Genomic DNA, 26,767 nt, shown 5'->3' on the forward strand with positions numbered 1-26,767 from the left:
GGTTATTTTTTAAAATATTTACGCAATTCAAGATGCATCGGCGAAGGTTTGTCGAACTGGACCGTATCATTCAGAAATCTCTGAGCTTCGCTATTCACGAATTGAAACGACTGGTTGGAAAAGTACCAGCCAAGGGGAAGTTTGTTGCCCGCTTTGCTTTTTCTGTCCAGGTCAATTTTATAATAGAGACAGGTTTTAAGCATATTTTCCTTGTCAATGTAGTCTTCAAAAACGTTTTTGGTCAATGCGTCGATAATCGGCGTTCTACGGTCAGAAGCTTTGCTAAAACCATTGATCGGGGTAAGCAGATCATACAAAAAGCTGGACGGCTTAATGTCACTGGATTCGACGGACAGGCTATTTTTGATAAACAGGACAATGGGTTGAAATTTGATACATTTCACTGTCTTGTCGTCGGACTCCTGTCTTTGAAGCCTTTGCCAATGCGATTTCAAACGGAGAATAAGCTGCCATACGGTTTCCAAACCCGTATTTTCTTTGTAACCCCCATCAATGACATGGCCAATATTCGTTCCACCAAATTGCTTGATCATTCCGCCTGAGGTGATGTAGGGGAACCGGGAGCAAAGGGATGCAACTGTTTTAATGGGAATGTCTTCTCCTATCGTGGAAATTACGTCGATGTCGTCCCGGAAAATGTTGTCTTTCCCTCCGGTCAGCGTAGGATAGGTCACAACCGTTTTCTGTCCGCTTTCTGCCAGTACTCCATTAATGAAAAGCCTGGGAAGCTGGATCGTGGTATCCTTGTATAGATCCGTAAACGGCAATTCGAACGTTTGGCTGTTATTATTTTTCAAAAAAGATTTGCTCCACGTATCTTCCAACCGTCTGGTCCTGTTGAAACTTGGAATAGAAACCGGCAGAAAATTTTGAAGGTTGTCCTGAAATAAATAGGCGGCGAGCAAGTCAGAGAGAAAGTCCTGGCTAACCGATTTTCGGAATCCGGAACTGTCGGTACTCAGCTTGCTCCCGCTTTTAAGATGGTCGTAGAGATAGCTGACATAAAATGTGGCGCCGACCCCACCTCCTGAAACGCCGCTGATTGCATAAATATTTTTATGGATCCCGGGGTAAATTCTTTCCAGTTCGTCCAGGATCAGGCCGGTCCAGCTGAGGGCCCGGATTCCGCCGCCTTCTGTGGCGATAAAGATCACCGGAATGGTCGATACCGTTGCGATCTTTTTTTTATCACGGTAAGTCGAATCCTTCCGTAATGCTCTTCCAATCCACTTTGTGAAATCAGTTTCCAGGCTATCTCTCTTATTTTTAATAGGCAGGGTCCGGATTTCGGAGTTGTCATTAAAAAGACTGAATACCACGTAAAGCATTGCGAAGAAGATAGCAAAGGGTCTTCTTCCCGGAATATTGATATACAGTATCAACGACATTAATACTGCAAAAAATGACAGGCCAAAATTGAGTATGGCAAATGGGCCTACATATATTGCGAAGCCTGTTTCAATGGAAGTAAGTGAAAGAATAAATAGCCCGGCAATTATTCCTGTAAATGTCCAGAATGCAATTCTCGCACTTCTGAAATACAACAAAGACTGTATCGACTGACTTTGAAGGTTGATCGAATTAAGCCATTGGATATTTCGAAATGTTTGGCTTAAAAAAGAGGAGTTTGCGCGGAAAACGATGGGTAGGAGAATGGTAAAAATAAATAACAGGATTACAAACCAGATGCTTTGCCGATTATAAAATTCAGGTTTGAGCAGAAGCGCTACTATCGGCAAAATGCCCAATAACGTTGGAAGGTTTTTGACCAAAAATTTTATCCCATCTTCGTTCTTTTTTACAAAGTGGTTGTCAAAAGAGATCTGTTTCAGTTGCAGGATAAAATTGGCGCAGAACCAGAGCGAAACGTCAAAAAGAATGACGGAAACAAACGTCCAGAAGGAATAGTTACCACTGGAAATAACGGCTCCAATGATATCTATGCCTTGTTGGTTGCTGAAAATGATAAAAAGATATAACACGACCAACAGCATCAGAAGAGAGATATGCCGGGCGACAACCCAGAAGCTCTTGCTGATCTGTTTCAGGAAAGAGCGGGTTGTGATCTGCAAGAACCGAATGCGGAGCCGATCAAAATATGTGTCCATCTGATGAGTGCTGTTGGTGTTTTTTGCATTAACCTGACTGCTGCTATACTGATAGGTCAGACCAAACCTTTCAAAAACGTGATGCTCGGTGCAAAAAAGTACTCTCCCCCTTTCATCGTCACGAATTGCTCAAAATCAGCGGTTACGGCCGGTACTGCATGCCCATACACTTGTGGAAGTGCGAAGATGCGGTCTGCCGGATTGCCAGTCGCGGACTGACCAATGATGGGATCGATACCCGTGGCAGCGCCAGGAAAGTTGACACTATTGGCCCAAAACTGCTGGATAAATTCAAACTGATTTTGAATGCTGGCCTGATAGCTCATAAAAAGCAGACCGACGCCGCCTTCCGGTGTCTGCGAAGCAATGGGATCCAGCTCCGTATCGACATTGCGATGGCCAAAAGGAATCCCACGACGGGCCATTCTTTTGGACTGATCGAAAGCACCGGTCCTCGGATTAGTTTTACGAACGTGAGCAAAGTGAGGGCACCTGCCGCCTGAGGGATCGTCGGCGTAGTTAAAATTGTTGAAACCGGCACTGTTTGGAACGGCATCTTCATCATCCATCACGACCGGGCTGCCATCTTCAAAACGTCCCACCAGGTAGGCACCGGCCAGTTCTCGTTTCGATTCTTCTCCAATGTTAGGGAACAATGCCTCACCGACAACTTCTTCCGCCAGCTTGAAAGCCCTCACATTCTGTTCCAGTTTTCGGAAAACAAAATAGCTGCCGAAAGCAGGTTTTTCTAGATTTACGGCTACATAAGGGTCAGGAATTAGTATCAGCTCCTTATCGGCAGAAGGATCAAATTTCAAGGCATCCGTAGGAGCGGAAAGTACCACGCCATGATCCTTTTCATAGCTTTCGATCTCGTCTTTAAGAAACAGCGGCTGGCTGGTGCCGTCGACATATCCGAAATGTTCGATTCCGGCACCGGCGGAGTTACGAATGGCATTACCATATTCCACGACGTTGATATGACTAAATGCATCCAGGATATCTAGTAGCCCTTTCGTAAACTCGCCCATTCGACGCAACTCATCATCACCGAGCAGGATCATTGCATGTATTTCATCACGGAAACCTTCTTCCCACTGGCTGGGATTGGGATCATTGGTAATGTTAAGTCTTGTTTTAAGACCACTTTTAAAAGCATCGTCAGCGAATTTTGCGTCAACATCCGCAAATCCAAGTGCTTCATAGCCTTTCGCAGTCAGGAAAAGGGCGGCAAACATTCCGCCGGGAATTTTTTCTTTTTTAAACTTTTCCCGTTGTTCCAACTGCGTTTTTGCACTGGTAAGCGTATCCTCGGCAAAGGTGCGTATCCATTTCTTGGCAGCAACGATTTTGTTTGCATCAAAATGGATAAAAATATGCGTCGTATGTTCTCTTCCGTGGCCTTTGATGGTATTGCCCTGGAGGTTTTTCAGGATACGGTCAGTCTTAAAATCATGCGGATCAACAGGTGCCATGTTTTTTGATTTTAAATGTGAAAATGATGTGAAATGCAATCGAACGAAAGTGTGTATACGTCAATGCTTATGAAGCCACCAAATGGCTCATTAATTTCACTGCAATAAAATCAAGTGGGTTATATTTCAGAAAGGGGAAAATGTAGGTTACGGGCGGGTTGGGGTATTGAAGTTATGTTTTTTATTTGGGAAATGAGTGGTTGATGAGGTTTTGTTATTTAATGGTAGTTGCTTGGTTTTTAGGTTGTTGAGTAGTGGTGGTTTGCTTGTTCTTTGGTTTTGTTATTTAGAACGTTAGTATTATCCAGAATACTTCTCCTGATTTCTCCAAAAGTTATTGTGCAATTTTTCACTGCGCTAGAAGCTTAAGGGTCTTTCAAATATTAAGATGACCGCCGGATGAGCTCCTTTCTTTGCACCTTTTTTTTCAAAATTTTCGATAAACCAAGGACGAACCTCTGTGTTACTTCCGCTATCCATACCTATGAAAATTTTATCTTTTGTTATGAGTAGCGCTTCGGAGAAGCCAAATTCTTCATTACCGTTGCCTTTTGAATACATCTGCTTTTCTGTACCAAAAGAAGATGTTGTAGTTTTCCTAAAAGAAATCTGGCTGACAATCTGACCATTGGAATCGATCTTTGAAATCCGGTGCTTGCGTCTTTCCAAAACATACAAATAATCTGAGTAAAACTTTAAATCGGAAAAATCATCCGATGGATCGCTTGACGTAAAGAATACGGAAGGGACTTCTCCGGATTTCATATTTACCTTGTAAATAAACCCTGGGTCTCGTTCCTTAGCAAGAAATACCATTTTCTTTTTACAATCTATTGCTATACCTTCCAGTCCATCGTTTTTCTTGTATACTATTTTCCCTGCATATGAATCTTCATTCAGTTTTGTTCCGTCTAGACTAAATTGATAGACGGTTGAATTTATACCTTCGTCAATGACATAAAATTTGTTGTCACATGCATCGATACCTTCGAAATTATATACACTATTTCTATTTTTCGGTAAATTAGTTGTGATTGTATCGATTATTTGGAAATTTCCATCGTTTATCTGAATTTCATATATATCGTTTTTATTGTCAGAGACAAAATAGAGTCTACCATTATTTAACGCCATTCCACTAAGTTCAATTGACTCCATTTTCTTTCCATTGAAATGGGCGACTTTGGAAAGAACCAATTCTGGTAGCATGGTTTCGATGTTTTTATTTGAACTTGGTTTTATGTTTTCGTGCGTCTTAAGTGTAGAGATCGATTCACTATTCCTCTTATTATTGCTTTGATCCTTGATCAAAGTGCTATTTTTATTTGTGGATTGGGAGTTTATATTTATTGGTGTAGTGAAATTGTTTTTACTATCTGTATTTTGTTCTTTGTAAGCCTTTGAAAATTCTCTTTTGAAAACTGGCAAAGCATAATTCAATCCAACGGAGTAGTATTTCTCATTATTGTATGAATTTGCGAATCCGTGCCAGTCAAAAAGTGCACTTAAATTGTCATATATTTTAAAACTAGCTGTTAATCTTACGGCATTGAAGAAGGAAACATCATTAATGTTGGCTTCAAAGTATTTGCGGGAATTTCTATTCAAATCGTATCCAGCTCTATAGTAAGTTCCCTCTATTTTCAAGAACGATGAAACTTCTATTCCACCACCAAGGCCAATCTGCCACTGTTCATAACCATTGAGACCATATTTTGGCGATCCTGTATTCTTTATCAATGGATAGTAGTTTATGCCGGCTTTAACTAATGCAAAAACTTTAATATCTTTTTTTGTATCGTTGTCAACGTAGCTCGAAACAATTAGTGTAGGAATAAGGCTTACTCGCCCGTGTTGCAGTGGCTTAAAATTATTAAATGGGCTTTCGTTCTTTTTTAGGCCACTACCCAGACAGATTGCTGGGTTCAACAGCAATCCAATTTTAGGACTTTTGACTCCGTCTCCATACGAGTAAAAGTGATTGTACTGCACAAACCCGTAAAAATTGTTAGACTTCGTCGGGGAAAAGAAGTAGTCACCAAAATAAAAATTAACCTCTTTCTCACTTTTCCAGTCGCCGTCTGGATTAGATTCTAGAGAACCTTTAGACTGACTTTTGGCAAATAGTAAGGAATAATAGAAGATAAAAATTAGAGATAAAGCGGTTTTCGTTTTCATGATGTTAGTCAATTATTTTGGTCAGTACTGGCAGTGGCTCTTTTTTTCTGATCCTGTCCATTAGAGCGAAGTGCGTTCACAATTCTCAAATCAAGTGTAATACCAAGAAAAATTCCTAAGTCCCAACGCAAGTTAGTTTGTGTATTGTCGAATGTTCCGTCATACGTGTCTTTCCCGAATCGGAACTTTTTGTATCCTCGTATTACCCGATGTTGCCCGTAGTGAATACCACCAGTAAAATTGCCTCCCTTAGAAAATTCGAAATTTAGGCCCAGTAAAAAATCATCGAATAGATTTTCACTCAATTTGGTTCCAAAGCTGAAACTCCATTTTTGCCAGAAATCCAGCTCTTTGTATTTATAGAAAGGATCTCGTGGAATTGGATAGAACATTGCCATAATAGTTAATGCCTTTTGACTTGTTTGGTTGTCTGCGTACAGCGTTTCGTCTTTGGCCTTCTGGGTAATATTCTCTGGGTTATTTAGAGACGATCCAAAAAAACCGGCTGAGATTGTTACGTGGTAGGCTTGCGAGCAGGAATTGAAGGAGAAGTTTTTTACAGGACGAGAGTCAACCTGGATGAAAAAGTCTGCACCTTCTTCAAAAGGACCAAAGGGTTGAGAGGTATATGGAGTGATTTCAATGGAGCTTGTACCGGATTGTGCTTTATTAATTACAATATCAGGCCCTCTTTTGGGCTCGCCTCTGAAAGAGACTTTGGAGTCCTTTTTAGTTGATAGATATTGAATTATATAGGTCACATTTGGGATTATACAATCTGGGAATTCTGTCCCAGGAATACGCGATAAATCTTCACCTATGAACAAGAATATCGTGTTGTCTTCTCTAAATATTTTACCCTGCTCAAACTTCGGATATAACTCGGTTATTTTATCGAGATATGCTTTTGTTAGTGATTTTGCATTTTCATCATCATTTGACGTCGATTCAACCTCGGGAGCAGTTGTTGTGTCGCTTGATTCTATTTTGTTAACAATGAACTCCCAGAGGAGTGTATCGGCTGTTACTTTTAGGCCATCGATAATCTTGCTAAGATCGCCACGAATTTGTAAATTCAAAGATTGATCGATCAAGATTCCATTTAAGTCTGACAGCTTAAACTTGGCTATACCATTGCTAACATCAGCAGAAATTTCCTGTATCGGCTCAGGGTTACTTTTTTCAAAGAATTTCCAAGAACTGATATTCCCCAGATTTAGACTGTCGATATTATCGATTGTGACAGTAAGTGAACCGGAGGAATCTGCATTAAAGCTTAGACTATTCGATTTAAATGGGAAGTCACTAAATGATAACCTTACGGTATCTCCATTTTGCCCAAAGCTATCATGGAACAAAGGAGTCAGTAATAGAAATATCAGAGTTGTGGTTTTCATGTTGTTCAATGTTTTAACTCGTTGTTAATCGTACGGATAGAGTATTGAGTATTCTGCGAATTGGGAGAATATAGCTAACTGAAACTTCATCACCTCCCACTATTATTCCTACTACTTTTCCGTCCATCGTAAATACGGGAGCTCCTGAATCACCGGACTGTGAAATCTTCTCAGTCTGAATTAGATGTTTCATTACTTTGGATCCAATTCCATCATAAATTATGCTTGGATTGTCGCTTATCTTTAATACTTTTTTAAAAGGCGATGGCTGTGCCGAAGCTGCTCCCCATGATTGCACAACAAAGCTGCTGTCCTCATCACTTTTTTTAAGATCGTAAATTTGACTAGGCAGCTTTCCGCCCACTGTTAGTTCAATAGCATGCTCACTAGTAAGTCTGGCTATTGCAGCATCTAAAAACGTATTTAGAGTTCCCTCCTCGACTGTACCAACGATATTGTGACTCACATCTTTATCGTCTTTTCTTCGTGCCGGTGATACCACCTTCGGGTCGGATGTGGTAACGCCTTTTTCAACTCGAAGTATTTTATCTCTTAATTCGGATAGGCAAAGGACATGATAGCAGCTAAGCAGGAACGGCTGTACTTTATCGTCAATTTTTTTGAAAACCTTTAAGCCTATGGTTCCGCCATCATCGAGTTCAATTCGAGAAACGCTGCTACCGGGTCCTCTTCTGGCCTGAGTAGTAACTAGTGAAGATCTTTCCTGTACGTCAGTCGGGATTCTATATCCTTGAAATTCAATTTCGGTGGGCACTTTATCTTCGTCGTCTATATTCAGTTCTTTCTTCTTAACTTCAAATACAATTGCATTGAGTGCAGTTTTCTTGTCCTTTATATATTTTTTACCACTTCCAATTGATTGAATGTTTGGTAATGTCGTTCTCCATTTTTCATCGTTCACCTCAATTGCTTGTACAATCAGTTGATGTTGTGACTCTTCATCTAACTTTTCAAAATCATCATCAGTTGCTCCTTCTTTTTTTTCTTGATTTCCGGCAGGCAGTATAAGGTCTTTTATGCGACTGAGAAGATCAATGGTTCTGCCAGAAAAGAAACCTAGGACATAGGACAAGATGATCAATCCATGTTTAAGGTTATTCAGGTTTACTTCACCATTCGAAACCAGAGCGTTTATGCTGAAATAGACAACTAGGGTTGTGATCGGGGCGTAAAATAATTTTGCGGCGTGAATGTATTCCTGATTTGTCTTGAATTCATTTTTCGCCATAGACTCAGAAACATAAAAGAAAAGACTACAAAGGACACCGAATAAGCTCCAAAAGATAATTTCCAAAAAGACACCGTCTTCCGTAAGCCAAAAGTATGAATGTACTCGAATTTTGAATTCGATCAGAAGCGATGGTGCAAATCCGGAATTGGCGAACTGAACTAGAAATTGCTTTAAATCAGATTTACTAGAGGAGTCTAGTTTGTATCTAGCCGTTACAAACTTTTCGAGGTTAGTGACAATATTATCTCTCAGTTTCTCTGGAATATTTTTTTTGTCAGGATTGGTGGAATCGCTCGAGATATAATTATCGACTAGAGTGGTGATACTTGCTTTTTCCTGATCAGTGAAGTTTACAATTTCTTCACCTTCGTATATTCTGAATGCATGTAAGACTGCGTATGTCACTATTAATACAATAAAGATAGAGCCAAACTTATAGAACCAATTTCTATATGAATTTGTAAACCATTCTTCTTTCATAATAGGTCTTCTTTTAGAATTGAAACTTGGAATTGACAGGCGATCTTGCTTGATATAGGATATTCTCACCTCAAAACTACACCCCAACCCTACCTCCCACAATACTGAAATTTCAGTATTCTCCTCTAAACCAACCCATTACAAACCGCGTACTGAACCAGCTCACCGGTATTTTTGGTGCCGGTTTTTTCGATCATTTTTTGGCGGTGGGTGTTTACTGTGTGGAAGCTGATGAAGAGCTTGTCGGCGATGTATTTGCTACTGCGGCCCTCGGAAATGAGTTTCACGATTTCTAGTTCGCGTTTGCTGAGAAGTGATTGCGGGCGTGCGGCTGCGGTGTTTTCCGCTGTGAAAAGGAAATATTGCTGATTAATGCTCGACGCCAGCGACGCGAGCTGCGTGCCGTTTCTTTTCCATTGTGTAATGTCGTTGCACGTGCCCAGCAAATGGGTAATATCGCCCGATGCATCATTCTGAAAAACTGTATTCTGTTCCAGGATACGGATCGCTTTTCCGTCGGGTTTCAGAATGCGGTAGTCGAAGCTGAATTTGTAGTTTTTGCGTTGGTTGGACGGACATTTGCTCAGCTCGTTCCAGACGCAATCCATTAATTTACTGGTGTTTGTAATGTCGTCGGGATGTTTGGTTTTCTGATGAAACCGATACCCATTTAACAAATAATTTTCATAACCATAACCGAAATATTCCCTCGTATTTTCACTGATAAAATCAAACTGCTGTGTCCGGATATCGAGTATCCAAGTCACGCAGGGCGACTGGTTGAGCAACGCCGCAAGGCTGGAATTGATCAGGTGAAAGCTGGTATCGTAGGTGTCGGTCGGTTCCTGCTGCAACCGGGTGGTAAGTGGCTGCTCCCGGTACCAATGACTTGAAATGGGCTGCGCTGGTAGATTTTTCATTCGATAGAGGTAGGTTTACGTGCGATATCTAACGATTGTGTGTATACGCTACCCGCGGTAGGCTTCCTTATTTACTCGGCATGTACAAATTTAACTCTCAGAATATCAGTGAACCTACGCGTAAAATACCCTTTCTACTCCCGTAATTTTCCCCGAATGGCGGACTATTGCTTCTACAAACGAACCTTTTTCGGCTATCTCACGGCATTCGAACTTTCCCGAATGTGAACGATGGCTCGCGCATGGATATGAGCAAGTATACACAGGCACAACTCGTGAAATACCGGGATGAAATTTTTAAAGAGGATGGTAATAAAGTCATTCTTTGGCCCCAGAAATAATTATTTTTGGCCAAAAGACCTGATATGACAGAAGACATCCAGCTATCCATTCGCGAAGCAACGATCCATGACCGCGATACTGTTTATGATATGATATGCGGTTTGGAAAACATGGTAATGGACCCCGATGGTTTCGACTTTGTTTTCAAAAAGAATTTGAAAAGCGCCAATATCAGTTACTTCCTGGGTGAATATCTAGGGAAACCTGTGGGGATGGTGAGCTGCCACATTCAGCCTTTATTGCATCATGCGGCCCTGGTTTCCGAAATTCAGGAAATGTATGTGGAGCCGGAGCATCGGTCGAAGCAATTTGGAAAAGCATTGATCGCCCATGTGGTTGACTTCGCCAAGGCCAACGGCGCAATCCAAATGGAAGTAACATCGCGAAATGTCCGCGAACAGGCGCACCGTTTTTATCAACGTGAAGGTTTTGAAAAGTCGCACGTCAAACTGGTGCGCTATTTCAACAAGGAATAAAAAAGCACCAGGTCAGCGACCCGGTGCTTTCTGCACTACCCTAAACCTTCAACTGCCATTTAATATCTGTTTCTGCGGTCGCGAGCCCAATGGTCGCCGCGACGATCACTCATTCTACGGGTGTTGGCCATTAATCTTTCCAGGTCTTCACGAAGTACACGGGCCTCACGTGGCGATACTCTGCCTCGGTGGCTGTACCGTCTTTCTCTTGCTTCAATTCTGTCGTACTCATTCATCAGCGCATTCGCCTCGCGGGAAGTAAGTGTACCTCTCTGAACACCAGCTGCAATTTGCTGACGTGCTTCTCTTTGCAGGAAATTAATGTCTGACATACGTCCGCCACGATGGCCGTCATGGTCGCGGTATTCGTTATGGCTGCGGTCACGATCGTTATATCGGGAATCATATTGCGCGGATGCTGATGTAAATCCAAGAGCAAGAATCGCGGCGGCAAAAAGTATCTTTTTCATAACTCATAAATTTTAAAGTTCATGGGTTAGAGGGATGCCGGCTAGATAGGTTTAAAATGCGGTTGTTAATGATTGTTAAGTGAAAAAATTGCATTTTTAGAAGATATTGAGACTTCTGATTTTCAGTAGGTTATGCTCAATAACTTTTTGAGCGGCCGTAAATGCAATGGAGGGTAGCTTGCGAGCTCCTCACGAAATAACTTTCCGGATCGCTTCCTGAGCTTCGGCCAGGATTTCTTCTGCTTTTCTTCCCGCTGGCTCAATAGCTGGCAGTACTGTCCAGGACAGGTTGGAGAATGATTTGAGGGGAAATGTGCCTTTCGGATTAAAAGCGCCGGTTCCATTGATGGCCACCGGAACGATGAGTGCGTCGGGGGCGCGTTTGAGGAGTGTGGCGACACCGCCGGGAGCGAATGGTCTCATGTTCCCGCTGGCCGTGCGGGTACCTTCAGGAAAAATGATGACCGATGATTTTTCTTCCGAAATAAGTTTACCAAGTCTGGCGATTTCAGTGATAGCCTGCTTGCCGTCCTTGCGATCGATCAACGCAGCACCACTTTTACGCAGGTTGTATGAAATGCTTGGAACACCTTTTGCAAGTTCTATTTTCGAAACAAAGCGGGGATGGTATTTTCTGAGAAACCAGTAAATAGCCGGAACATCAAACGTGCTCTGGTGATTAGCAACAAAAATAATCGTACGGTTGTCGGGAATGTTCGAAAGGTTGAGAAGCTTAATGCGGGCACCGGTCAGGTAGAGTCCGAAGGTGAGGGTAAAGTTGAGATAATCTACGACAACCTTATGTGCTTTTTTACCAAAAACGTTGAAAGCAACCACCTGTAAAATGTGAAAAACCAATAATGTTAGTCCAAAATGAATCAGGTAAATACTGCTCAGCACGTAATCGAGGATCTTTTTCATTCTTATATTTTTTGCAAAAGTAATTTAAAAGAGGGTTGGTTATACTAATTTTTGAAGTTCGAAATGACAATTATCATTCAAAACTTACATTAAATTCACGTAATTTGTGCAATAGTAACTAGCGTTTAAAATATTATAAAAATGGAGACCGCACTTTCAGCAGAAAGACTTGAAGTCATGCAACATATAGGTAAAGACCTGAATGTGCTCATGTCCGAATACTTAAAGCCGATCGAAGAGAACTGGCAACCTTCTGATTTTCTGCCGGATTTCAGTGATGAAAACTTTGTAAGTGAGGTTAAATTATTGCAGGAAAGCTGCCGTGACCTGCCTTACGATTACATTGCCGTTTTGATTGGAGATACCATAACAGAAGAAGCTCTGCCTACTTACGAATCCTGGTTGATGGACGTGATCGGTGTAGATCAGGTCGATAATCCTTCCGGGTGGTCGCAATGGGTACGTGCCTGGACAGCGGAGGAAAACCGTCATGGCGATTTGTTAAATAAATATCTGTACCTGTCGGGACGCGTAAATATGCGCGCCATGGAAGTGTCTACCCAATTCCTGATTGCGGATGGTTTTGACATCGGTACTGACCGCGATCCGTATAGAAACTTTATCTATACTTCTTTTCAGGAACTTGCAACCAATGTGTCGCATCGCCGGACAGCTACGTTGGCAAAAAAATTCGGTAATCCACATTTGTCCAAAATATGTGGCGTGATCGCTTCTGATGAAATGCGGCATGCCAAGGCATACAAGGCATTTGTGAGCCGTATCCTGGCAGTGGACCCCTCCGAACTGATCATCGCTTTGGAAGATATGATGAGGAAAAAAATCGTTATGCCGGCACATTTTATGAGAGAAACTGGTGTGAAGATGGGAGTGACTTTTTCACACTTTTCCGACGCCGCACAAAGATTAGGCGTTTATACAACACAGGATTACATTGAAATTCTCGACAGCCTTCTTGTGGAGTGGGAGATAGGAGCGGTACGCGACATTAACGAAAAGGCAGAAAAAGCACGCGACTATCTGATGGCATTACCTGCGAGACTACTAAGAATAGCAGACCGTACCCGCGTTCCTGAACTGCAATACGAGTTTAGCTGGATTAACTAGATATTATTATAGAGATTTTTGAATCGTCTCCGCCGCAAAACGGGGACGATTTTTTATTTGATCAAAGCCACCGATCCTTTCTTTCTGATCGTGGTCCCTTTCTGGGATTTTCCTTCTATTTCCCAGACATAGATCCCGGTAATCGGGTTTTTGTTCTGGAACCAACCGTCCCAGCCACTGTTTAATTGATCCGTAAAAAATACGACCTGCCCCCAGCGATTGAAGATCTTAAAATAGCTGATGGACACAATTTCGTTGATCAGCGGGACCAGTATGTCATTTTTGCCATCTCCGTCGGGGGTGAAAGCCGAGGGTACATTGATACTCTCATGCCTTTTGACCGAAAGATTTACATTCCCTGTTCCTTTACAACCCATACCTGACGTAATTTCGACGGTATAGGACTGATCGGATTGCAATGTGGCGATGGGGCTCGGACTGGCCGGATTGTTCAGGCCGATCGCCGGTGACCATATAAACATTGCATCACGCATATCGGGGACCTGCGGTGACGAGGCTGCGAGCTGGTAAGGTACATTCGCCTCCACAACCGCGTCGGGCGTTACCATTACTTCAATTTTGGGAGCAACATCAATGTTGACAGTGTCCGACTGAGAGCAAAATCCACGAACGGCCGTCACGATGTATTGAGTACTTGCCTCGGGAGTCGCAGCCGGATCTTTTACTGTGGCATCATTCAAACCCGCCTGGGGTGACCACAAAAAGTTTTGCGCATTACCGGTGGCATTCAGTCCAACAGTCTGGCCTTCGCAAATCGTAGTATCAGCTATGGTATTCACAACAATGTCACTGTTGAAAACGACATTCACCGGCTTGCCGACCGTGCAATTGTTCCCGTCTTTGACATATACTTTGTAAGATGCGGCGGGTACTTTGAAAATGTTATCAGTTTGGTAATTAACTGAATCTATCGAGTACTGATAAGGTGGGAGTCCGTCTGTGGCGGTTAATGTGAGCGTACCATCTTTACCGGTTTCGCAGCTTCCGGATTCCACGGCGGTTGCGAGGTTCAGGTTGCTGATCGTAGCCTGTTTGCGGTTGGTCAATGGGTTATCACAACCTATGCCCGTGACGGTCAATGTTACATTTTTTGTGCCGCCAGTATCCCAGTTTACCACATATGGCCCCACTCCGCTGCCTGACACAATTTTGCCGCCATCAAAGACCCATTCGAATTTATAACCTGTGCCGGGTAATGGTATGCTTCCGGTGTATTTAATGTCAATGTCTTTTGGGAAACCACAACTGGGGTTCGGCGATATTGAGAAATCCGCGTAAGAGTTGATATTCGCAACAAAACAGACTTCTGAAAATGCCTTTTCCACCTCCTTTTGACCGTAATACTGGTTGGTAAATGACAAATATGCAAAGTTTGCCTCGCCAGACTCACAGGCAACGGAACTGTCGTCACGGAAAATATAGATCGGTGTTCCTGCTTTGCCGACGTATCTTCCTTCCGAATCATTATAGGTAGCGAACAATACATTGTCCACATACACATTCATGATACCCGTCTGCCCGTTACGTGTAAAAGTCAGCAGATAATAAGTTGAAGTATTGAAAAATGGGCAGGCGCCAGCGCGACCGTAAGGATAGAAATCAAGACAGCGGTCGGTTGAGCCATTATTGTCTTTGAAATAAATACCCTGATCTAGTGCTCCGTTTGAAAAATCAATGATCCTGGCCCAGGTCTCGCCCCAGTCAGTCACCTTAATATACATCTGAATGGTGTAGGTATCCGTGATTGCGCCTTCCGAGTTGGGGTACATGAAGCCCCAATTTAGTTTGTTGTGATAAACATCCCTTCGCACGCCGCAAGGCAGGACATCTTGTTCAAAGCTGCCCGGACTGGCTCCTATCGGGCAAATGCCAAGTGCTTTTGACGGAATAAGATCTGGCCCGCATTCAGGTTTTGCAACCGCGAAATCTTTGTAAAAACGATAGGTATGCCTGACAGTTTGCCCGGAAGCATTCGTCAGGTAAAAAAGGAAAGAAAGGAGAAGAAGTAAAGATTTTATTTTCATATATCAGCCACAGCCCTAAACAGTCTTAACGTGAGTATCATGTCGATTATTAAATAAAATTACGGCAAATCCGGTGAATTTGATGACGGTACCTTAGTTTTTTGATGCACCGGGCCGTCCACAAAAAAGAGGCCCTGATCCAGGACCTCCTTTTAACATTCATTGATATAAGAGAATTTACTGATTGATCAACGGGATTGTTCCTTTTTTGATCATAAGGTTTTTACGTGTTTTCAGATCGTCACGCAATGATTTTTTGAAAGTATCCACAGTTTTTGATGCCGCAATCCGTAATCCGTCTGGTGCAGGGATACCCATGACGTCCAATGCTTTTCGGAATAAAGTTTCGTTCTCGTCGGCGAAAGGTTTGTAAGGAACCTTCGAGTCCTCTACCAGGTAGTCGGGCGTCATGCCATTCACAGTTCCGTAATCCGACTCCCCATTGGCATTGGCTGTTTGGCCGAGCATCACATATACGCCCCATTTCCATCGTCCCTGATCGTCGTCTATCAATGAACCGAAAAGGTTTTTACCAGCGGTATGTTCGCCGATCGTGATCACGTCCATATAGGGTTTCAAGCCATTGATTACAAGCTCGCTAGCCGAAGCGGTACCATTGGAAGTAAGTACAAATACACGGCTCAGGTTGCTTCCGATATTGTTGGCCTCATTCAAAAATGGGTAGTTCAATGCCTCGGCGCCCTTGGTTTTCTGCCAGTAGGCAATGTATTTATCGTTCCATTGTTCTTTGTAAAAAATTTTGGAGGCAGAAACATTCTTACCAATGAGTGAGGCCAATGTTTCGGCAGAACTAAGGTAACCGCCGGGATTAAAACGGAGGTCCAAAACAAGTTCATTAACGCCTTTGCTCTTGAAATTGGCAAAAACCTGGCGCAATTCATTGTCATATTTCGCCGCGTCGGCGGTGGTGCCTGGTACAAACTGCGTGTACACCAGGTAACCTATCGTTTTGCCATACGTCGACTTGGTGATTACGCTGGAAAAAGCCACCGGATCTTCGCTAACCTCCGCTTTGGTCATGCTGATAGTTGTTGAAGTAGCCACAATCTTACTCCCTTCCAACGCTCCAAGTGTAAATGTGGCCGTTTCGATACCACTAAGCAATGTGCTGTAATTGTTCGCAGTCAGTTGGGTACCATTTACTTTTAACAAAATATCTCCACGTTTTAGCCCTGCTGTTTCGGCCGGGCTGCCTTTGACCACATAATTGAGGAAGATGCCAATATTGGATTTTCCGTCGTCGATATAAGAGAGCGCGTAGCTGATTCCGAAAATTTTGCTGATCCCGTTGAATTCATTCTGCAAGGCATCAATGTCATCAGTCACGGCGGAGAACCTGTCTACCGTTTCTCGTTGATATACAAGCTTTTCGAAGTAGTCGTAAGGGTTAATGGTGGCATCGAGACTGGATTCTGTCGGCATATTTTTATACCAGAAATAGGCGTCATCCATTACTTCGTAAAGCCAGCTATTGATCGCTTTGTAGTTGGAAGCAGTGGTGGAATCGAGTGTGGTTTCTACGGCCGGATCAACGTTCTTGTCCTTGCACCCCACAACCAACACCCCGAAAATCAGAACATAAAGAAGATTTAGCTTTTTAAAATGTAACATATTAGTCAGTTTATGAATTTTAAGTAAACTGCTTTTGCATAGACGCGTGTTTAAATGGATGTTCATTAACGAATCATACCTTCATTACGTGTGTTGTCGGGGAAGTGTGGCGAGTATCGAACAAAAAAGGCCCCAGCGGGGCCTCCTGTTTCTAGCAAATAAAAATGATATTTTAAATCCCGGTAAGCCCGCGGAAAAAGTTTCTTGCAATGATAGCGTATTCTAGCGGATTGGCTTTGGCAGGGTCTTGCTCTGCTTCGAGCACGATCCAGCCCTGGTAATCGCTGTCTTTGATAATTGAAAAAAGTGAAGGAAAGTCAATGCAGCCCTCAGGATCTCCGGGAACTGTGAAAACGCCTTTTTTTACAGCTGTTAAAAAGCTAAGCCTTTCGTCGTGAACGCTTTGCAAAATATTGGGACGTACATCCTTTAAATGAATGTGAGCAGTACGGCCAATGTATTTTTGAAGGGCAACTGACGGGTCTTCGCCTGCGAAGTGGAAATGTCCGCAATCGTAATTCAGGTACACATTTTCGGGATCGGTTTCATTGAGGAGTCTGTCAGTTTCAGCGATAGTCTGCACACAAGTGCCCATATGATGGTGAAACGCGAGCTTCATACCCCGATCGCGCGCGATTTTTCCTAGTTCATTTAACCCGAATGTAAAGCTGTCCCATTCTGCCTTACTGTTCAGCATTCCTTTGCCTTCAAAAACGGGCACTTCCATTTGCCCCTGACAGCTATTGCCTGTTTCGCCGCCGCCAATCACTTTCGCACCCATTATTTCTAGAAAATCCAGCAGTTCGGTGAAGTTTTTCCGGTTTTCTGCAAAGCTTTTGGTAGTCAGTTCGTAGCTGTTCCATTGATTACAGATCTGCAAGCCGCGCAATTCCAGAGCTTTTTTTAGCACATTGATTTCCCGCGGGAATTTGTTTCCTACTTCGCAACCGGTAAAGCCGGCCAACGCCATTTCACTGATGCATTGCTCGAAGGTATTTTCACCTCCAAGTTCAGGCATATCGTCATTGGTCCAATTGATTGGAGCAACGCCCAATTGAATGTTTTCGAAGTTCATATTTAATGTATCGATTGAACGTAAAGAATTCGGTGTGGTCAGATATTGTCATTGATAGTCATAAATTGAGGTTTTCTTTAATCTGTTGACTGAACAACAATCGACAAAAGATGACAACTTCTGACAATTTCCTTTTACAAAAATATCCGTTGTGTTTTCTTATTCTCTTTATAGGTTTCAAAAGCCTTTTGCACGGTTGGCGACGTGGAAACTTCCGCAACCGGTACTTCCCACCATGCGTGGTAACCTTTCACTGTGCGGTAAAGACTTGTTTCAATGTAAATGACTGTTGTCCGTTCACTGGTTTTCGATTGCGCCAGTGCAGCTTCCAGCGATGCGCGATCTGTCGCTTTAATGACGATAGCACCCAGACTTTCTGCATTTTTGGCCAGATCAACCGGTAAAAAGCCGCCGGATAACTGTCCGGAATTTTCTTCTCGGTACTTGTACATCGTTCCAAAGCGTTCGCTACCAATGCTTTCCGAAAGTCCACCAATGCTGGCATAGCCATTATTGTTCAACAGCAGGATCGTGAATTTTACGCCCTCTTGAATGGACGTTACGATTTCATGATTGTTCATCAGGTAACCCCCGTCACCACATATCACATATATTTCACGGGTAGGATCAGCCATTTTGGCCCCCAATCCTGCCGCGATTTCATAGCCCATGCAAGAGAAACCGTATTCCAAATGGAAGTTTTTGGGATCAGTCGCACGCCATAATTTGTGCAGGTCACCCGGCGCACTTCCCGAAGCATTGATCATCACATCCCTGTCGTCCATAAATGAATTCAGTGTTCCGATTACCACCGCCTGATCGATAGGAGGGACAGTACTATTTCCTTCCGCATAGATCTGCGTCACTTCATCATCCCATGCTTTGTTCATGGTCGCAATGCGTTCGCGGTAGCTTTGGTCTACCTCGAAGTCACCCAAAATAGCCGATAGTTCTTCCAAAATCACTTTTGCATCTCCGATTACAGGTAATGCAGCATGCTTGAATGCATCAAATTCGCTGATATTGATGTTGACAAATTTTACATCCGGGTTTTTGAAAATGGATTTCGAAGCAGTTGTGAAATCACTGTACCGCGTCCCGATCCCGATCACCACATCAGCTTCGTTGGCTATTTCAATGGCATATTTCGTACCGGTAGCGCCTAATCCACCCACACAATACGGAGCATCGTAGCGTACCGAACCTTTGCCTGCAAATGTTTCACCGACAGGAATACCGGTCTTTGTTGCAAAATTGTGTAGTACCTCGCAGGCATCACTGTATATAGCACCGCCACCTGATACTATGACCGGATTTTTAGCAGCCCTGATCCATTCGGCAGCCTTTTCAAGCGTAGTAACATCAGGTCTCGGACGTCCGATATGCCATACTTTTTTCTGAAATAATGACTCCGGAAAATCGTACGCATGCGTCTGAACATCCTGCGGCATGGATAATGTTACCGTACCCATTTCTGCCTGTGAGGTCAGCACCCGCATTACTTCGGGAAGAGCGTAAATCAGTTGTTCCGGCCGGTTAATGCGGTCCCAGTACTTAGATACGGGCTTGAAACAATCATTCACTGAAATGTCCTGAGTGGACGCACTTTCCAGCTGCTGCAAAACCGGATTTGGCTCACGCGTCGCGAAAATATCGCCTGGCAAAAGCAAAACGGGCAGTCTATTGATGGTAGCCAGCGCAGCTCCAGTGATCATATTGGTAGCACCGGGGCCAATGGAAGTCGTGCAGGCGAATGCGCCCAGCCTGTTTTTGACTTTGGCATAAGCCACCGCAGTATGTACCATCGACTGCTCATTACGACATTGATAGTAACGGAAATCCGGATTTTCCTGCAATGCCTGGCCCAAGCCTGCGACATTACCATGCCCGAATATACCGAAACAGCCTCCAAAATAAGGCTGCTCGATGCCATCCCGTTCAATAAACTGATTTTTTAAAAATGTTATGGTAGCCTGTGCTACTGTGAGTCGTCTTGTCATTGTGTTCATCTGATTTTGCATGAAACGATCAGGCATCGACCAGGCTGAAATCGCCTGCTTTATTGGTACATCCGAAGAGATCGAATTTTTTCAACATAAATTTCTTGTATTCTTCCATAAAGATCTTCCCAGGCGTGGTAGGGGCGAATTCGTCGGGCTTGTCCCTGAAAAACTCGCGGTTCACCATTGTCCAAAGTAACCTGGTATCAGTCGCAATGTTGATTTTACAAACTCCCAGCGGAATGGCCTTGCGAATTTCTTCTTCCTGAACGCCCTTTGCATCGGTTTTTAAATTTCCACCAGCTGCATTGATCCTTTCCACTACTTCGGGAATCACATTGGAGCCGCCATGTAGTACCAATGGAAAACCGGGCAAACGCTTCTGAATCTCTTCCAGAATGTGAAATTGTAATCCCTGGCCTCCTGAAAATTTGTACGCACCGTGGCTAGTCCCGACGGCAATGGCCAGACTGTCGCAGTCAGTTGCTTTTACAAAATCTTCAACCTGCTGCGGATTGGTATAAAATGAATGGGCAGCATCAACAGTCAGATCGTCTTCCACACCAGCCAAAACCCCCAATTCGGCTTCCACGCTCATGTTTTTCGCGTGCGCCCTGGCTACTACTTCGCGGGTTCTTGCTACATTTTTTTCAAAGTCATCATGGGACGCATCGATCATCACCGACGTGTAGCCGCCTGTTTCAATGGCCTCGAAAATGTGGGATTCGTAACCGTGGTCCATATGGATCGCAAAGGTCACATTGGGGTAAATCCGGGCTGCCGCTGCAATCATCGAAAGCAGCATATCGGGATGCGCGTAGTCTCTTGCAAAAGGGGTTGTCTGCACGATAAAAGGCGCATTGGCCTCCTGAGCAGCAGCAAATAGCCCATGTATTTCTTCCATAAAAAACACATTCACCGCCGGAATAGCATACCGGCCGTAGCATTTCTGAAAGAGTTGTTTGGTTGTGAGAAGCATTTTTGAGGCTTTCGGCTTTCGGCAATCAGCCTTCGGCCATTTTTAAGTTACTTCGGCTTTCGGCAATCAGCCGTCAGTTTTTTTATTTACTTCGGCTATCGGCACTCAGCCATTTATTTTAATAGCAGTTAAGGAAAGCCGACAGCCGATCGCTGACGGCCGAAGTCTACCAAAATACCGTATAAAGTGCTGCAATGACTCCGCAAATCATGATAGACCCTACTACAAAAGCTCTTCCCGGCTGGAACATAGAGCCATCGATTTCAAGACCTTTGGGATTTTGCTTGCTTTTTGGATCGGCCAAAGTCATTACTACAATAACTGCGCAAAGGATCACGAAAATGATACCCATTCGGTCCAGGAACGGAACTTCGGGAGCCATAAACTTACCTGCCGTTGACAATGGAATGGTAAGCAATGCCGCTGTAAGTGCCGCCGCAGAAGTAGTCCTTTTCCAGAACATACCTAATATGAAAATCGCAAATACACCCGGCGTGATAAAGCTGCTGTACTCCTGAATGAACTGATACGCCTGATCGAGCACACGCAGCTGCGGCGCAAGGATCACGCCTATGCCCATCGCTACATATATAGTGTACCTGCCCACACGTACGAGCTGTTTTTCACTGGCATGGGGGGCAATGTATTGTTTGTAAATATCCAGGGTGAAAATCGTCGAAATACTGTTTGCTTTTCCCGCGAGTGACGCTACAATAGCTGCTGTAAGTGCGGCGAAGGCCATTCCTTTTAAACCAGCTGGCAAAAGATTGAGCAATACCGGGTAGGCATGGTCAGGTTTAACAACTCCTGCTGCATCCAGCATTTCCTGTTGGAACATTCCGTTTTGGTATAATACAAAAGCTGCAATACCCGGGATAACCACAATAATTGGAATCAGCAATTTGAGCAATGCAGCGAACAAAATCCCTTTGCGGGCAGTCGGCAAATCGGCGCCTAGGCTTCGCTGGATAATGTACTGGTTGCAGCCAAAGTAGGCGAGGTTATTGATCCACATCGCACCAATGATCACGGACAACCCCGGAAGGTCTTTGTAAAAAGGACTCTCTTTTGGCAAGATCATATGAAAATGACTGTCTGCCTGATCGCGCAGCAAGCCCAATGCATTGAAGATCCCCGGCTTGTTGAAATGCGTTGATACCAGGTCCAATGCGAGGTAGGTAGTCACTAAACCCCCGGCAACGAGCACAATCACCTGCACAACGTCCGTATACCCGATCACTTTCATTCCCCCTATCGTAATGACCACTGCGAAAACGCCAAGTCCGATAATGGCGTAGTTAAAGTTGATACCCGCCGTCACTTCCAATGCCAGTGCGCCGAGGTACAAAATCGAGGTCAGGTTAACAAAAACATACAACAGAAGCCAGAAAACGGCCATAATCGTTGCTACCGTGGGACTATACCGTTGCCTGAGAAACTGCGGCATGGTATAGATCTTATTTTTGAGATAAACCGGCAGGATAAACAATGCAACGACGATCAACGAGGCGGCGGCCATCCATTCATAGGAAGAAATGGCCAGCCCGATCGCAAACCCCGATCCCGACATACCGATAAAGTGCTCGGCCGAGATATTGGAAGCAATAATAGAAGCGCCAATCGCCCAGAATGTCAACGAACCTTCGGCCAGAAAATAGTCGGTGGAGCTTACTTCCTTGGCGCTTTTTTTCTTGTAAATCCAATAACCATAAGCAGAGACGCCTATTAAATAAATAAAGAATACAATATAATCCAGCGATTGCAAACCGGTATTGGACATTCGAATGAAGGGTTAGTTAATGAGTAATGAAAGTTTTTTGGTAACGGTAATTTTAAGTGTTGTCATGCGTTGTCATTTTTAGTCATGCATGGTCATTCATGGTCAGGTATATTAAGTCTTTAATTGAATCAGAAACCGAATTAGTCCCAAACATATAAACTTTCGTAACATTTTTAACAACTACTACGTCTTGACTAACAATGACTATAAATGACCATTTTCTGACCATTGATGACAAAACCCTTGCAATCCATGAACTTCTTAAACCACAGCATACTGCAAAACTTCCTCCATTTTAACGCTTCTGCCTTCTGTCAGAGACTTCATAGCTGCAATGCCGATCGCAGTGGCCATTAACCCGTCATGTGCGTTGACCGGAGACGGTGTGTCGTTTAGCACGCAATCGATAAATGATTTGAGACAAACGCGGTAGGCGGTTTCATATCTTTCCAAAAAGAAATGCAGCGGCAGGGAAATGTGGCCACCATTGCTGTCAAAATGCACCAATGTATCAGAAGTATTATTTTCTGCTTTCGCCATTCCTTTTGAACCGAAAATTTCGAGACGCTGGTCGTAGCCGTAAACTGCCTTACGGCTATTATCGATCACGCCGATTGCCCCGTTTTCGAATGTCAGGACGATAACCGCAGTATCTATATCTCCGAAATCCTTGATCTCCGGATGAATGAGGGCATCGCCTTTCACGAATACCTCTTTCACTTCGCTGCCGACGATGTAACGTGCCATGTCAAAGTCGTGAATGGACATGTCAAGGAAAATGCCGCCGGAAACTTTCAGATATTCTACCGGAGGAGGCGCTGGGTCACGGCTGGTAATGCGCAGGATATGCGGGTCACCGATTTTGTCGGCTTCTACCAAAGTGCGAACGTTGCTGAAATTGGCATCAAAACGACGATTGAAGCCAAGCATTAATTTAACCTGATTGTCACTCACCGCTTTTTCAGCAGCCTGAATGGCTTCCAAAGTTACGTCAAGAGGTTTTTCACAGAAAATATGCTTTTTCTGCTCAGCCGCTGCCACTGTGTACGGAACATGGAATGGCGTAGGCGAGCAGATAATTACAGCCTCCACATCCGGGTGGTTGATCACGTCATAGGCGTCGGTTGTTACATTGGGAACGCCTAGGTTATGGGCAAAAGCATGGGACGCTTCGGACAAATCGGAAGCGATAACGACCTCGGCATCCGGCATGTGGAGTACCAGGTTGCTAAGGTGGATCTGCCCAATGCGGCCCAGTCCAATCACACCGGTTTTTAATTTTTTAGTCATTTCTCTTATTGTGATAATGGTTAATATTTACTTCGGCAGTCGGCTATCGGCAGTCGGGTTCGGTCTTTTTTGACTGCCGATAGCCGACTGCCGACTGCCATTAAAACTTCCTGTTCCACTCTTTCAACCAGCGCTCGATCACCACTTTGGTTTGGGTAAAGAATTCAATAGCATGCTTACCCTGACCATGCAGGTCGCCATAGAAGCTGTCTTTCCAGCCCGAGAATGGGAACTGGGCCACGGGAGCAGCTACACCAATGTTGATACCAATATTTCCTGCCTCTGCTTCATGACGGAATTTTCGTGCATTGAGTCCGCTGCTTGTAAAAATGCAAGCCATGTTACCATATCTGCCGGAGTTGATAAACTGGATCGCCTCGTCGATGGTATTAATATGTACCAGGCTTAGTACCGGGCCGAAAATTTCGGTGGTAGCGAGCTCGCCGTCCAGCGGAATGTCTTCAATGATCGTCGGGCCAATGAAATTACCTCGCTCGTAACCGCCTACATTTGGATTGCGTCCGTCAACCAGTACACGTCCTCCTTCTTTCTCACCCTGATTGATCAGGCTTTGAACGCGGTTTTTACTTTCGGCCGTAATCACAGGGCCCATTAATACGTCGCTGTCAAGGCCAAAACCTGTTTTTCTGGTCTTCGCAGACTCCACCAGACTTTCGGTAATATCCTTGTGCTCACCCACGGTAATGATCGTAGAAGCGGCGAGGCAACGCTGACCCGCACAGCCATATACGCTGTCGATGACGATCTGGGAGGTCATGTCAATATCTGCATCCGGCAGCACGATTACGGGGTTTTTAGCACCGCCCTGGGCCTGCACGCGTTTACCGTAGGCCGAACCTTTGGAATACACATAGCGGGCAACATTGGAAGAGCCCACGAAGCTGATGCCTTTAATGGCAGGATGTTCGAGGATACCGTCTACCACCTCACGGGCACCCTGTACCAGGTTCAACACGCCTTTCGGAAGGTCAAGCTGATGCATCAGTCCCACGATTTTGGTCATGGTAAGCGGTACTTTTTCCGAAGGTTTGATAATGTAGCTGTTACCGCAAGCCAATGCATAAGGCAAAAACCAGAACGTGATCATACCGGGGAAGTTGAACGGCGCAATGCACGCACAAACACCCAGCGGCTGACGGATCATATACTCATCGATACCTTTGGCAATGTCTTCCGAAAACTCTCCCTGGATCAGCGTGGGTGTTCCGCAGGCATTTTCTACATTTTCGATGGCACGTATCATTTCGGCCTTGGCTTCCAGAAACGTCTTTCCTGATTCGAGCACGATTGTTTTCGCGATATCGTCCAGGTTATCTTCCAATAAGGTTTTTAGCTTGAATAAATATTGAACACGTTTGGAGACGGGCGTGCTTCTCCATTCGAGAAAACCCTGCGAAGCTGCGTCTGCGGCATCTTCCACGTCTTTTTCGTTTCCGTAGGGTACCAATGCCAATACTTCCTGGGTTGCAGGGTTCAGCACATTTACGAAATGATCGGCATGGCTGTCAACCCACTGACCATTGATGTAATTCTGTAATTTTTCCATTTTATTTGATATTGAGACTTAGTAAGTCTTTAAGACGGGGACGCCTAGTCTTGCTAAGTCTGCGTTTATACTTGTTTAAGAAAGACTTGGTAAGTCTTCAAGACTTGCCAAGTCTAGGCGACCCCGTCTAGAGTCCGCCATAACTTGTGACGAATTCGGTAACTTCTTCATTGGTCGGCATAAAATTCGCGCAACCTTCCCGCGTGACGATAATGGCCCCGCAGGCATTGCCCATGCGTACGCTCTTGTAAAGATCCCAGCCGCTGAGCAGCCCGAAGGAAAAGCCGGCACAAAATGCATCGCCAGCACCCAATACATTCAGTACTTCGACCGGGAAGCCGGGTACTTTCACTTCTTCTTTACCCGGTTGGAAAATAGAGGCCCCGTCCTTTCCTCTTTTGACCACCAATGTTTCTACTCCTGACGCAAGAATTTCCTGAATTGCATTCTCAATGTTGCCTCTGATCTCAGGAGCTGATATTTGTTGGTGTTTGATCAGCAACTGTTCTTTGTCAGTAAGGAATGTCGCGAGGATCTCCTCTTCGGTACCGACCACAATATTGAAACTTCCCAGTGCCGCCCGGATCGTGACACCGAAAGCTCGTGGATCAAACCATTGATCGGCACGGAAATCAATGTCAAGCAAGCGGATTACATCATTCTTTTTCGCTAGCTCCAAAGCATAGAACATTGCAGTACGGCTAGGATCTTTGCTGAATGCAGTGCCTGAAAATGCCGCCGCTCTGAAATCTTCGAATGGTATAGCCGCCACATGATCAATATTGAGATTGATATCAGCACAATTTTCACGGTAGTACACCAGCGGAAAGCGGTCTGGCGGCTCTATGCCAAGTACAACCGCCGAGCTGCGCGTTCCCTCAATGGTGGGTACCCAGTCCGTGATAATCCCTTCCTGATCAAGGAAATGTTTGATAAAATTCCCGACCTGATCATTTCCTATACCGGTTAATATGGCGGTTTCCAATCCTAACCGTCGGCTTCCCGTAGCAATGTTCAGCGGACACCCGCCAACGAATGCGTTGAAAGCTTCTATTTTTTCAAAAGGGCTGCCAACGTTGGCTGAATACAAGTCAATCGAAGAGCGGCCCAGGGTTAATAAGTCGTATTTTTTCATTGCGGGAATTTTTTTACTTCGGCAATCAGCGGTCGGCTTTCGGCCTTTTTATAAAATTTCAGTAGACAAATCTTTTGACAGCCGATGGCTGACAGCCGA

The 26,767-nt window shown here is 44.3% G+C and carries 19 protein-coding genes; 2 read left to right on the forward strand and 17 right to left on the reverse strand.

The genetic code is table 11. The features are described 5' to 3' along the window. Positions 1–2: 2 nt before the first annotated feature. The 6 genes from ON006_RS02245 to ON006_RS02270 form a co-directional block, all read right to left on the reverse strand. Positions 3–2,129: a patatin-like phospholipase family protein gene (locus ON006_RS02245; RefSeq protein ID WP_244823486.1), complete on the reverse strand. Its 2,127-nt coding sequence runs from the start codon at positions 2,127–2,129 to the stop codon at positions 3–5. A gap of 56 nt (positions 2,130–2,185) precedes the next feature. Further along, positions 2,186–3,604, reverse strand: coding sequence for a Dyp-type peroxidase (locus ON006_RS02250; RefSeq protein ID WP_244823487.1), 1,419 nt, complete (start codon positions 3,602–3,604; stop codon positions 2,186–2,188). A gap of 357 nt (positions 3,605–3,961) precedes the next feature. Further along, complete coding sequence (locus ON006_RS02255; RefSeq protein WP_244823488.1) at positions 3,962–5,782, reverse strand: SdiA-regulated domain-containing protein; 1,821 nt, start codon at positions 5,780–5,782, stop codon at positions 3,962–3,964. Positions 5,783–5,790: 8 nt separating this feature from the next. Beyond that, positions 5,791–7,179, reverse strand: coding sequence for a hypothetical protein (locus tag ON006_RS02260; protein ID WP_244823489.1), 1,389 nt, complete (start codon positions 7,177–7,179; stop codon positions 5,791–5,793). Positions 7,180–7,192: 13 nt separating this feature from the next. Next, positions 7,193–8,911, reverse strand: a complete 1,719-nt coding sequence (locus tag ON006_RS02265) for a trypsin-like serine protease (RefSeq protein ID WP_244823490.1) — start codon at positions 8,909–8,911, stop codon at positions 7,193–7,195. A 125-nt stretch (positions 8,912–9,036) separates the two neighbouring features. Then, positions 9,037–9,831 (reverse strand): LuxR C-terminal-related transcriptional regulator, encoded by a 795-nt coding sequence (locus ON006_RS02270; RefSeq protein WP_244823491.1) that lies wholly within the window; start codon positions 9,829–9,831, stop codon positions 9,037–9,039. 365 nt (positions 9,832–10,196) lie between these two features. Between ON006_RS02270 and ON006_RS02275 the strand changes: the two genes are divergently transcribed. Then, positions 10,197–10,649: a GNAT family N-acetyltransferase gene (locus tag ON006_RS02275; RefSeq protein ID WP_244823492.1), complete on the forward strand. Its 453-nt coding sequence runs from the start codon at positions 10,197–10,199 to the stop codon at positions 10,647–10,649. Between the two features lie 59 nt (positions 10,650–10,708). Here the strand turns inward: ON006_RS02275 and ON006_RS02280 are convergent, their stop codons facing one another. Both ON006_RS02280 and ON006_RS02285 read right to left on the reverse strand, forming a co-directional pair. After that, positions 10,709–11,119 carry a hypothetical protein gene (locus ON006_RS02280; protein WP_244823493.1) on the reverse strand — a complete coding sequence of 137 codons (411 nt, stop codon included), beginning with the start codon at positions 11,117–11,119 and terminating at the stop codon, positions 10,709–10,711. A gap of 189 nt (positions 11,120–11,308) precedes the next feature. After that, positions 11,309–12,040: a lysophospholipid acyltransferase family protein gene (locus tag ON006_RS02285; RefSeq protein WP_244823494.1), complete on the reverse strand. Its 732-nt coding sequence runs from the start codon at positions 12,038–12,040 to the stop codon at positions 11,309–11,311. 141 nt (positions 12,041–12,181) lie between these two features. On the opposite strand from ON006_RS02285, the gene ON006_RS02290 reads away from it, so the two are divergent. Then, on the forward strand, positions 12,182–13,165 hold the full coding sequence (locus ON006_RS02290) for an acyl-ACP desaturase (protein ID WP_244823495.1): 984 nt from the start codon (positions 12,182–12,184) through the stop codon (positions 13,163–13,165). 53 nt (positions 13,166–13,218) lie between these two features. Here the strand turns inward: ON006_RS02290 and ON006_RS02295 are convergent, their stop codons facing one another. From ON006_RS02295 to iolC, 9 genes are all read right to left on the reverse strand, one after another. Further along, positions 13,219–15,210: a T9SS type B sorting domain-containing protein gene (locus ON006_RS02295; protein ID WP_244823496.1), complete on the reverse strand. Its 1,992-nt coding sequence runs from the start codon at positions 15,208–15,210 to the stop codon at positions 13,219–13,221. Between the two features lie 177 nt (positions 15,211–15,387). Beyond that, positions 15,388–16,842, reverse strand: coding sequence for a S41 family peptidase (locus ON006_RS02300; RefSeq protein ID WP_244823497.1), 1,455 nt, complete (start codon positions 16,840–16,842; stop codon positions 15,388–15,390). A gap of 172 nt (positions 16,843–17,014) precedes the next feature. Beyond that, a complete protein-coding gene (iolE, locus tag ON006_RS02305) occupies positions 17,015–17,917 on the reverse strand; it encodes a myo-inosose-2 dehydratase (RefSeq protein ID WP_244823498.1) in 903 nt (300 codons plus the stop codon). A gap of 134 nt (positions 17,918–18,051) precedes the next feature. After that, the gene (iolD, locus tag ON006_RS02310) at positions 18,052–19,917 is read right to left on the reverse strand and encodes a 3D-(3,5/4)-trihydroxycyclohexane-1,2-dione acylhydrolase (decyclizing) (RefSeq protein WP_244823499.1); all 1,866 of its coding nucleotides are present in this window, start codon (positions 19,915–19,917) and stop codon (positions 18,052–18,054) included. A gap of 28 nt (positions 19,918–19,945) precedes the next feature. Then, on the reverse strand, positions 19,946–20,896 hold the full coding sequence (locus ON006_RS02315) for a class II fructose-bisphosphate aldolase (RefSeq protein WP_244823500.1): 951 nt from the start codon (positions 20,894–20,896) through the stop codon (positions 19,946–19,948). 166 nt (positions 20,897–21,062) lie between these two features. Continuing rightward, positions 21,063–22,676: a sodium/sugar symporter gene (locus tag ON006_RS02320; RefSeq protein WP_244823501.1), complete on the reverse strand. Its 1,614-nt coding sequence runs from the start codon at positions 22,674–22,676 to the stop codon at positions 21,063–21,065. A gap of 261 nt (positions 22,677–22,937) precedes the next feature. Next, complete coding sequence (gene iolG, locus ON006_RS02325) at positions 22,938–23,966, reverse strand: inositol 2-dehydrogenase (RefSeq protein WP_244823502.1); 1,029 nt, start codon at positions 23,964–23,966, stop codon at positions 22,938–22,940. A 100-nt stretch (positions 23,967–24,066) separates the two neighbouring features. After that, the gene (locus tag ON006_RS02330; protein WP_244823503.1) at positions 24,067–25,533 is read right to left on the reverse strand and encodes a CoA-acylating methylmalonate-semialdehyde dehydrogenase; all 1,467 of its coding nucleotides are present in this window, start codon (positions 25,531–25,533) and stop codon (positions 24,067–24,069) included. A gap of 127 nt (positions 25,534–25,660) precedes the next feature. Further along, complete coding sequence (gene iolC / locus ON006_RS02335) at positions 25,661–26,668, reverse strand: 5-dehydro-2-deoxygluconokinase (RefSeq protein WP_244823504.1); 1,008 nt, start codon at positions 26,666–26,668, stop codon at positions 25,661–25,663. Between the last annotated feature and the right edge of the window lie 99 nt (positions 26,669–26,767).

This window comes from Dyadobacter pollutisoli, assembly GCF_026625565.1.
Taxonomy (GTDB): Bacteria; Bacteroidota; Bacteroidia; order Cytophagales; family Spirosomataceae; genus Dyadobacter; species Dyadobacter pollutisoli.

Excerpts from the sequence above, each read along its gene's own strand:
- iolE (WP_244823498.1), bottom strand. The coding sequence starts at position 17,917 with ATGAACTTCGAAAACATTCAATTGGGCGTTGCTCCAATCAATTGGACC.
- ON006_RS02265 (WP_244823490.1), bottom strand. The coding sequence starts at position 8,911 with ATGAAAGAAGAATGGTTTACAAATTCATATAGAAATTGGTTCTATAAG.
- ON006_RS02300 (WP_244823497.1), bottom strand. The coding sequence starts at position 16,842 with ATGTTACATTTTAAAAAGCTAAATCTTCTTTATGTTCTGATTTTCGGG.
- ON006_RS02290 (WP_244823495.1), top strand. The coding sequence starts at position 12,182 with ATGGAGACCGCACTTTCAGCAGAAAGACTTGAAGTCATGCAACATATA.
- ON006_RS02295 (WP_244823496.1), bottom strand. The coding sequence starts at position 15,210 with ATGAAAATAAAATCTTTACTTCTTCTCCTTTCTTTCCTTTTTTACCTG.
- iolC (WP_244823504.1), bottom strand. The coding sequence starts at position 26,668 with ATGAAAAAATACGACTTATTAACCCTGGGCCGCTCTTCGATTGACTTG.
- ON006_RS02315 (WP_244823500.1), bottom strand. The coding sequence starts at position 20,896 with ATGCTTCTCACAACCAAACAACTCTTTCAGAAATGCTACGGCCGGTAT.
- ON006_RS02250 (WP_244823487.1), bottom strand. The coding sequence starts at position 3,604 with ATGGCACCTGTTGATCCGCATGATTTTAAGACTGACCGTATCCTGAAA.
- ON006_RS02260 (WP_244823489.1), bottom strand. The coding sequence starts at position 7,179 with ATGAAAACCACAACTCTGATATTTCTATTACTGACTCCTTTGTTCCAT.
- iolG (WP_244823502.1), bottom strand. The coding sequence starts at position 23,966 with ATGACTAAAAAATTAAAAACCGGTGTGATTGGACTGGGCCGCATTGGG.
- ON006_RS02280 (WP_244823493.1), bottom strand. The coding sequence starts at position 11,119 with ATGAAAAAGATACTTTTTGCCGCCGCGATTCTTGCTCTTGGATTTACA.
- ON006_RS02285 (WP_244823494.1), bottom strand. The coding sequence starts at position 12,040 with ATGAAAAAGATCCTCGATTACGTGCTGAGCAGTATTTACCTGATTCAT.
- iolD (WP_244823499.1), bottom strand. The coding sequence starts at position 19,917 with ATGACAAGACGACTCACAGTAGCACAGGCTACCATAACATTTTTAAAA.
- ON006_RS02245 (WP_244823486.1), bottom strand. The coding sequence starts at position 2,129 with ATGGACACATATTTTGATCGGCTCCGCATTCGGTTCTTGCAGATCACA.
- ON006_RS02330 (WP_244823503.1), bottom strand. The coding sequence starts at position 25,533 with ATGGAAAAATTACAGAATTACATCAATGGTCAGTGGGTTGACAGCCAT.
- ON006_RS02275 (WP_244823492.1), top strand. The coding sequence starts at position 10,197 with ATGACAGAAGACATCCAGCTATCCATTCGCGAAGCAACGATCCATGAC.
- ON006_RS02270 (WP_244823491.1), bottom strand. The coding sequence starts at position 9,831 with ATGAAAAATCTACCAGCGCAGCCCATTTCAAGTCATTGGTACCGGGAG.
- ON006_RS02320 (WP_244823501.1), bottom strand. The coding sequence starts at position 22,676 with ATGTCCAATACCGGTTTGCAATCGCTGGATTATATTGTATTCTTTATT.
- ON006_RS02255 (WP_244823488.1), bottom strand. The coding sequence starts at position 5,782 with ATGAAAACGAAAACCGCTTTATCTCTAATTTTTATCTTCTATTATTCC.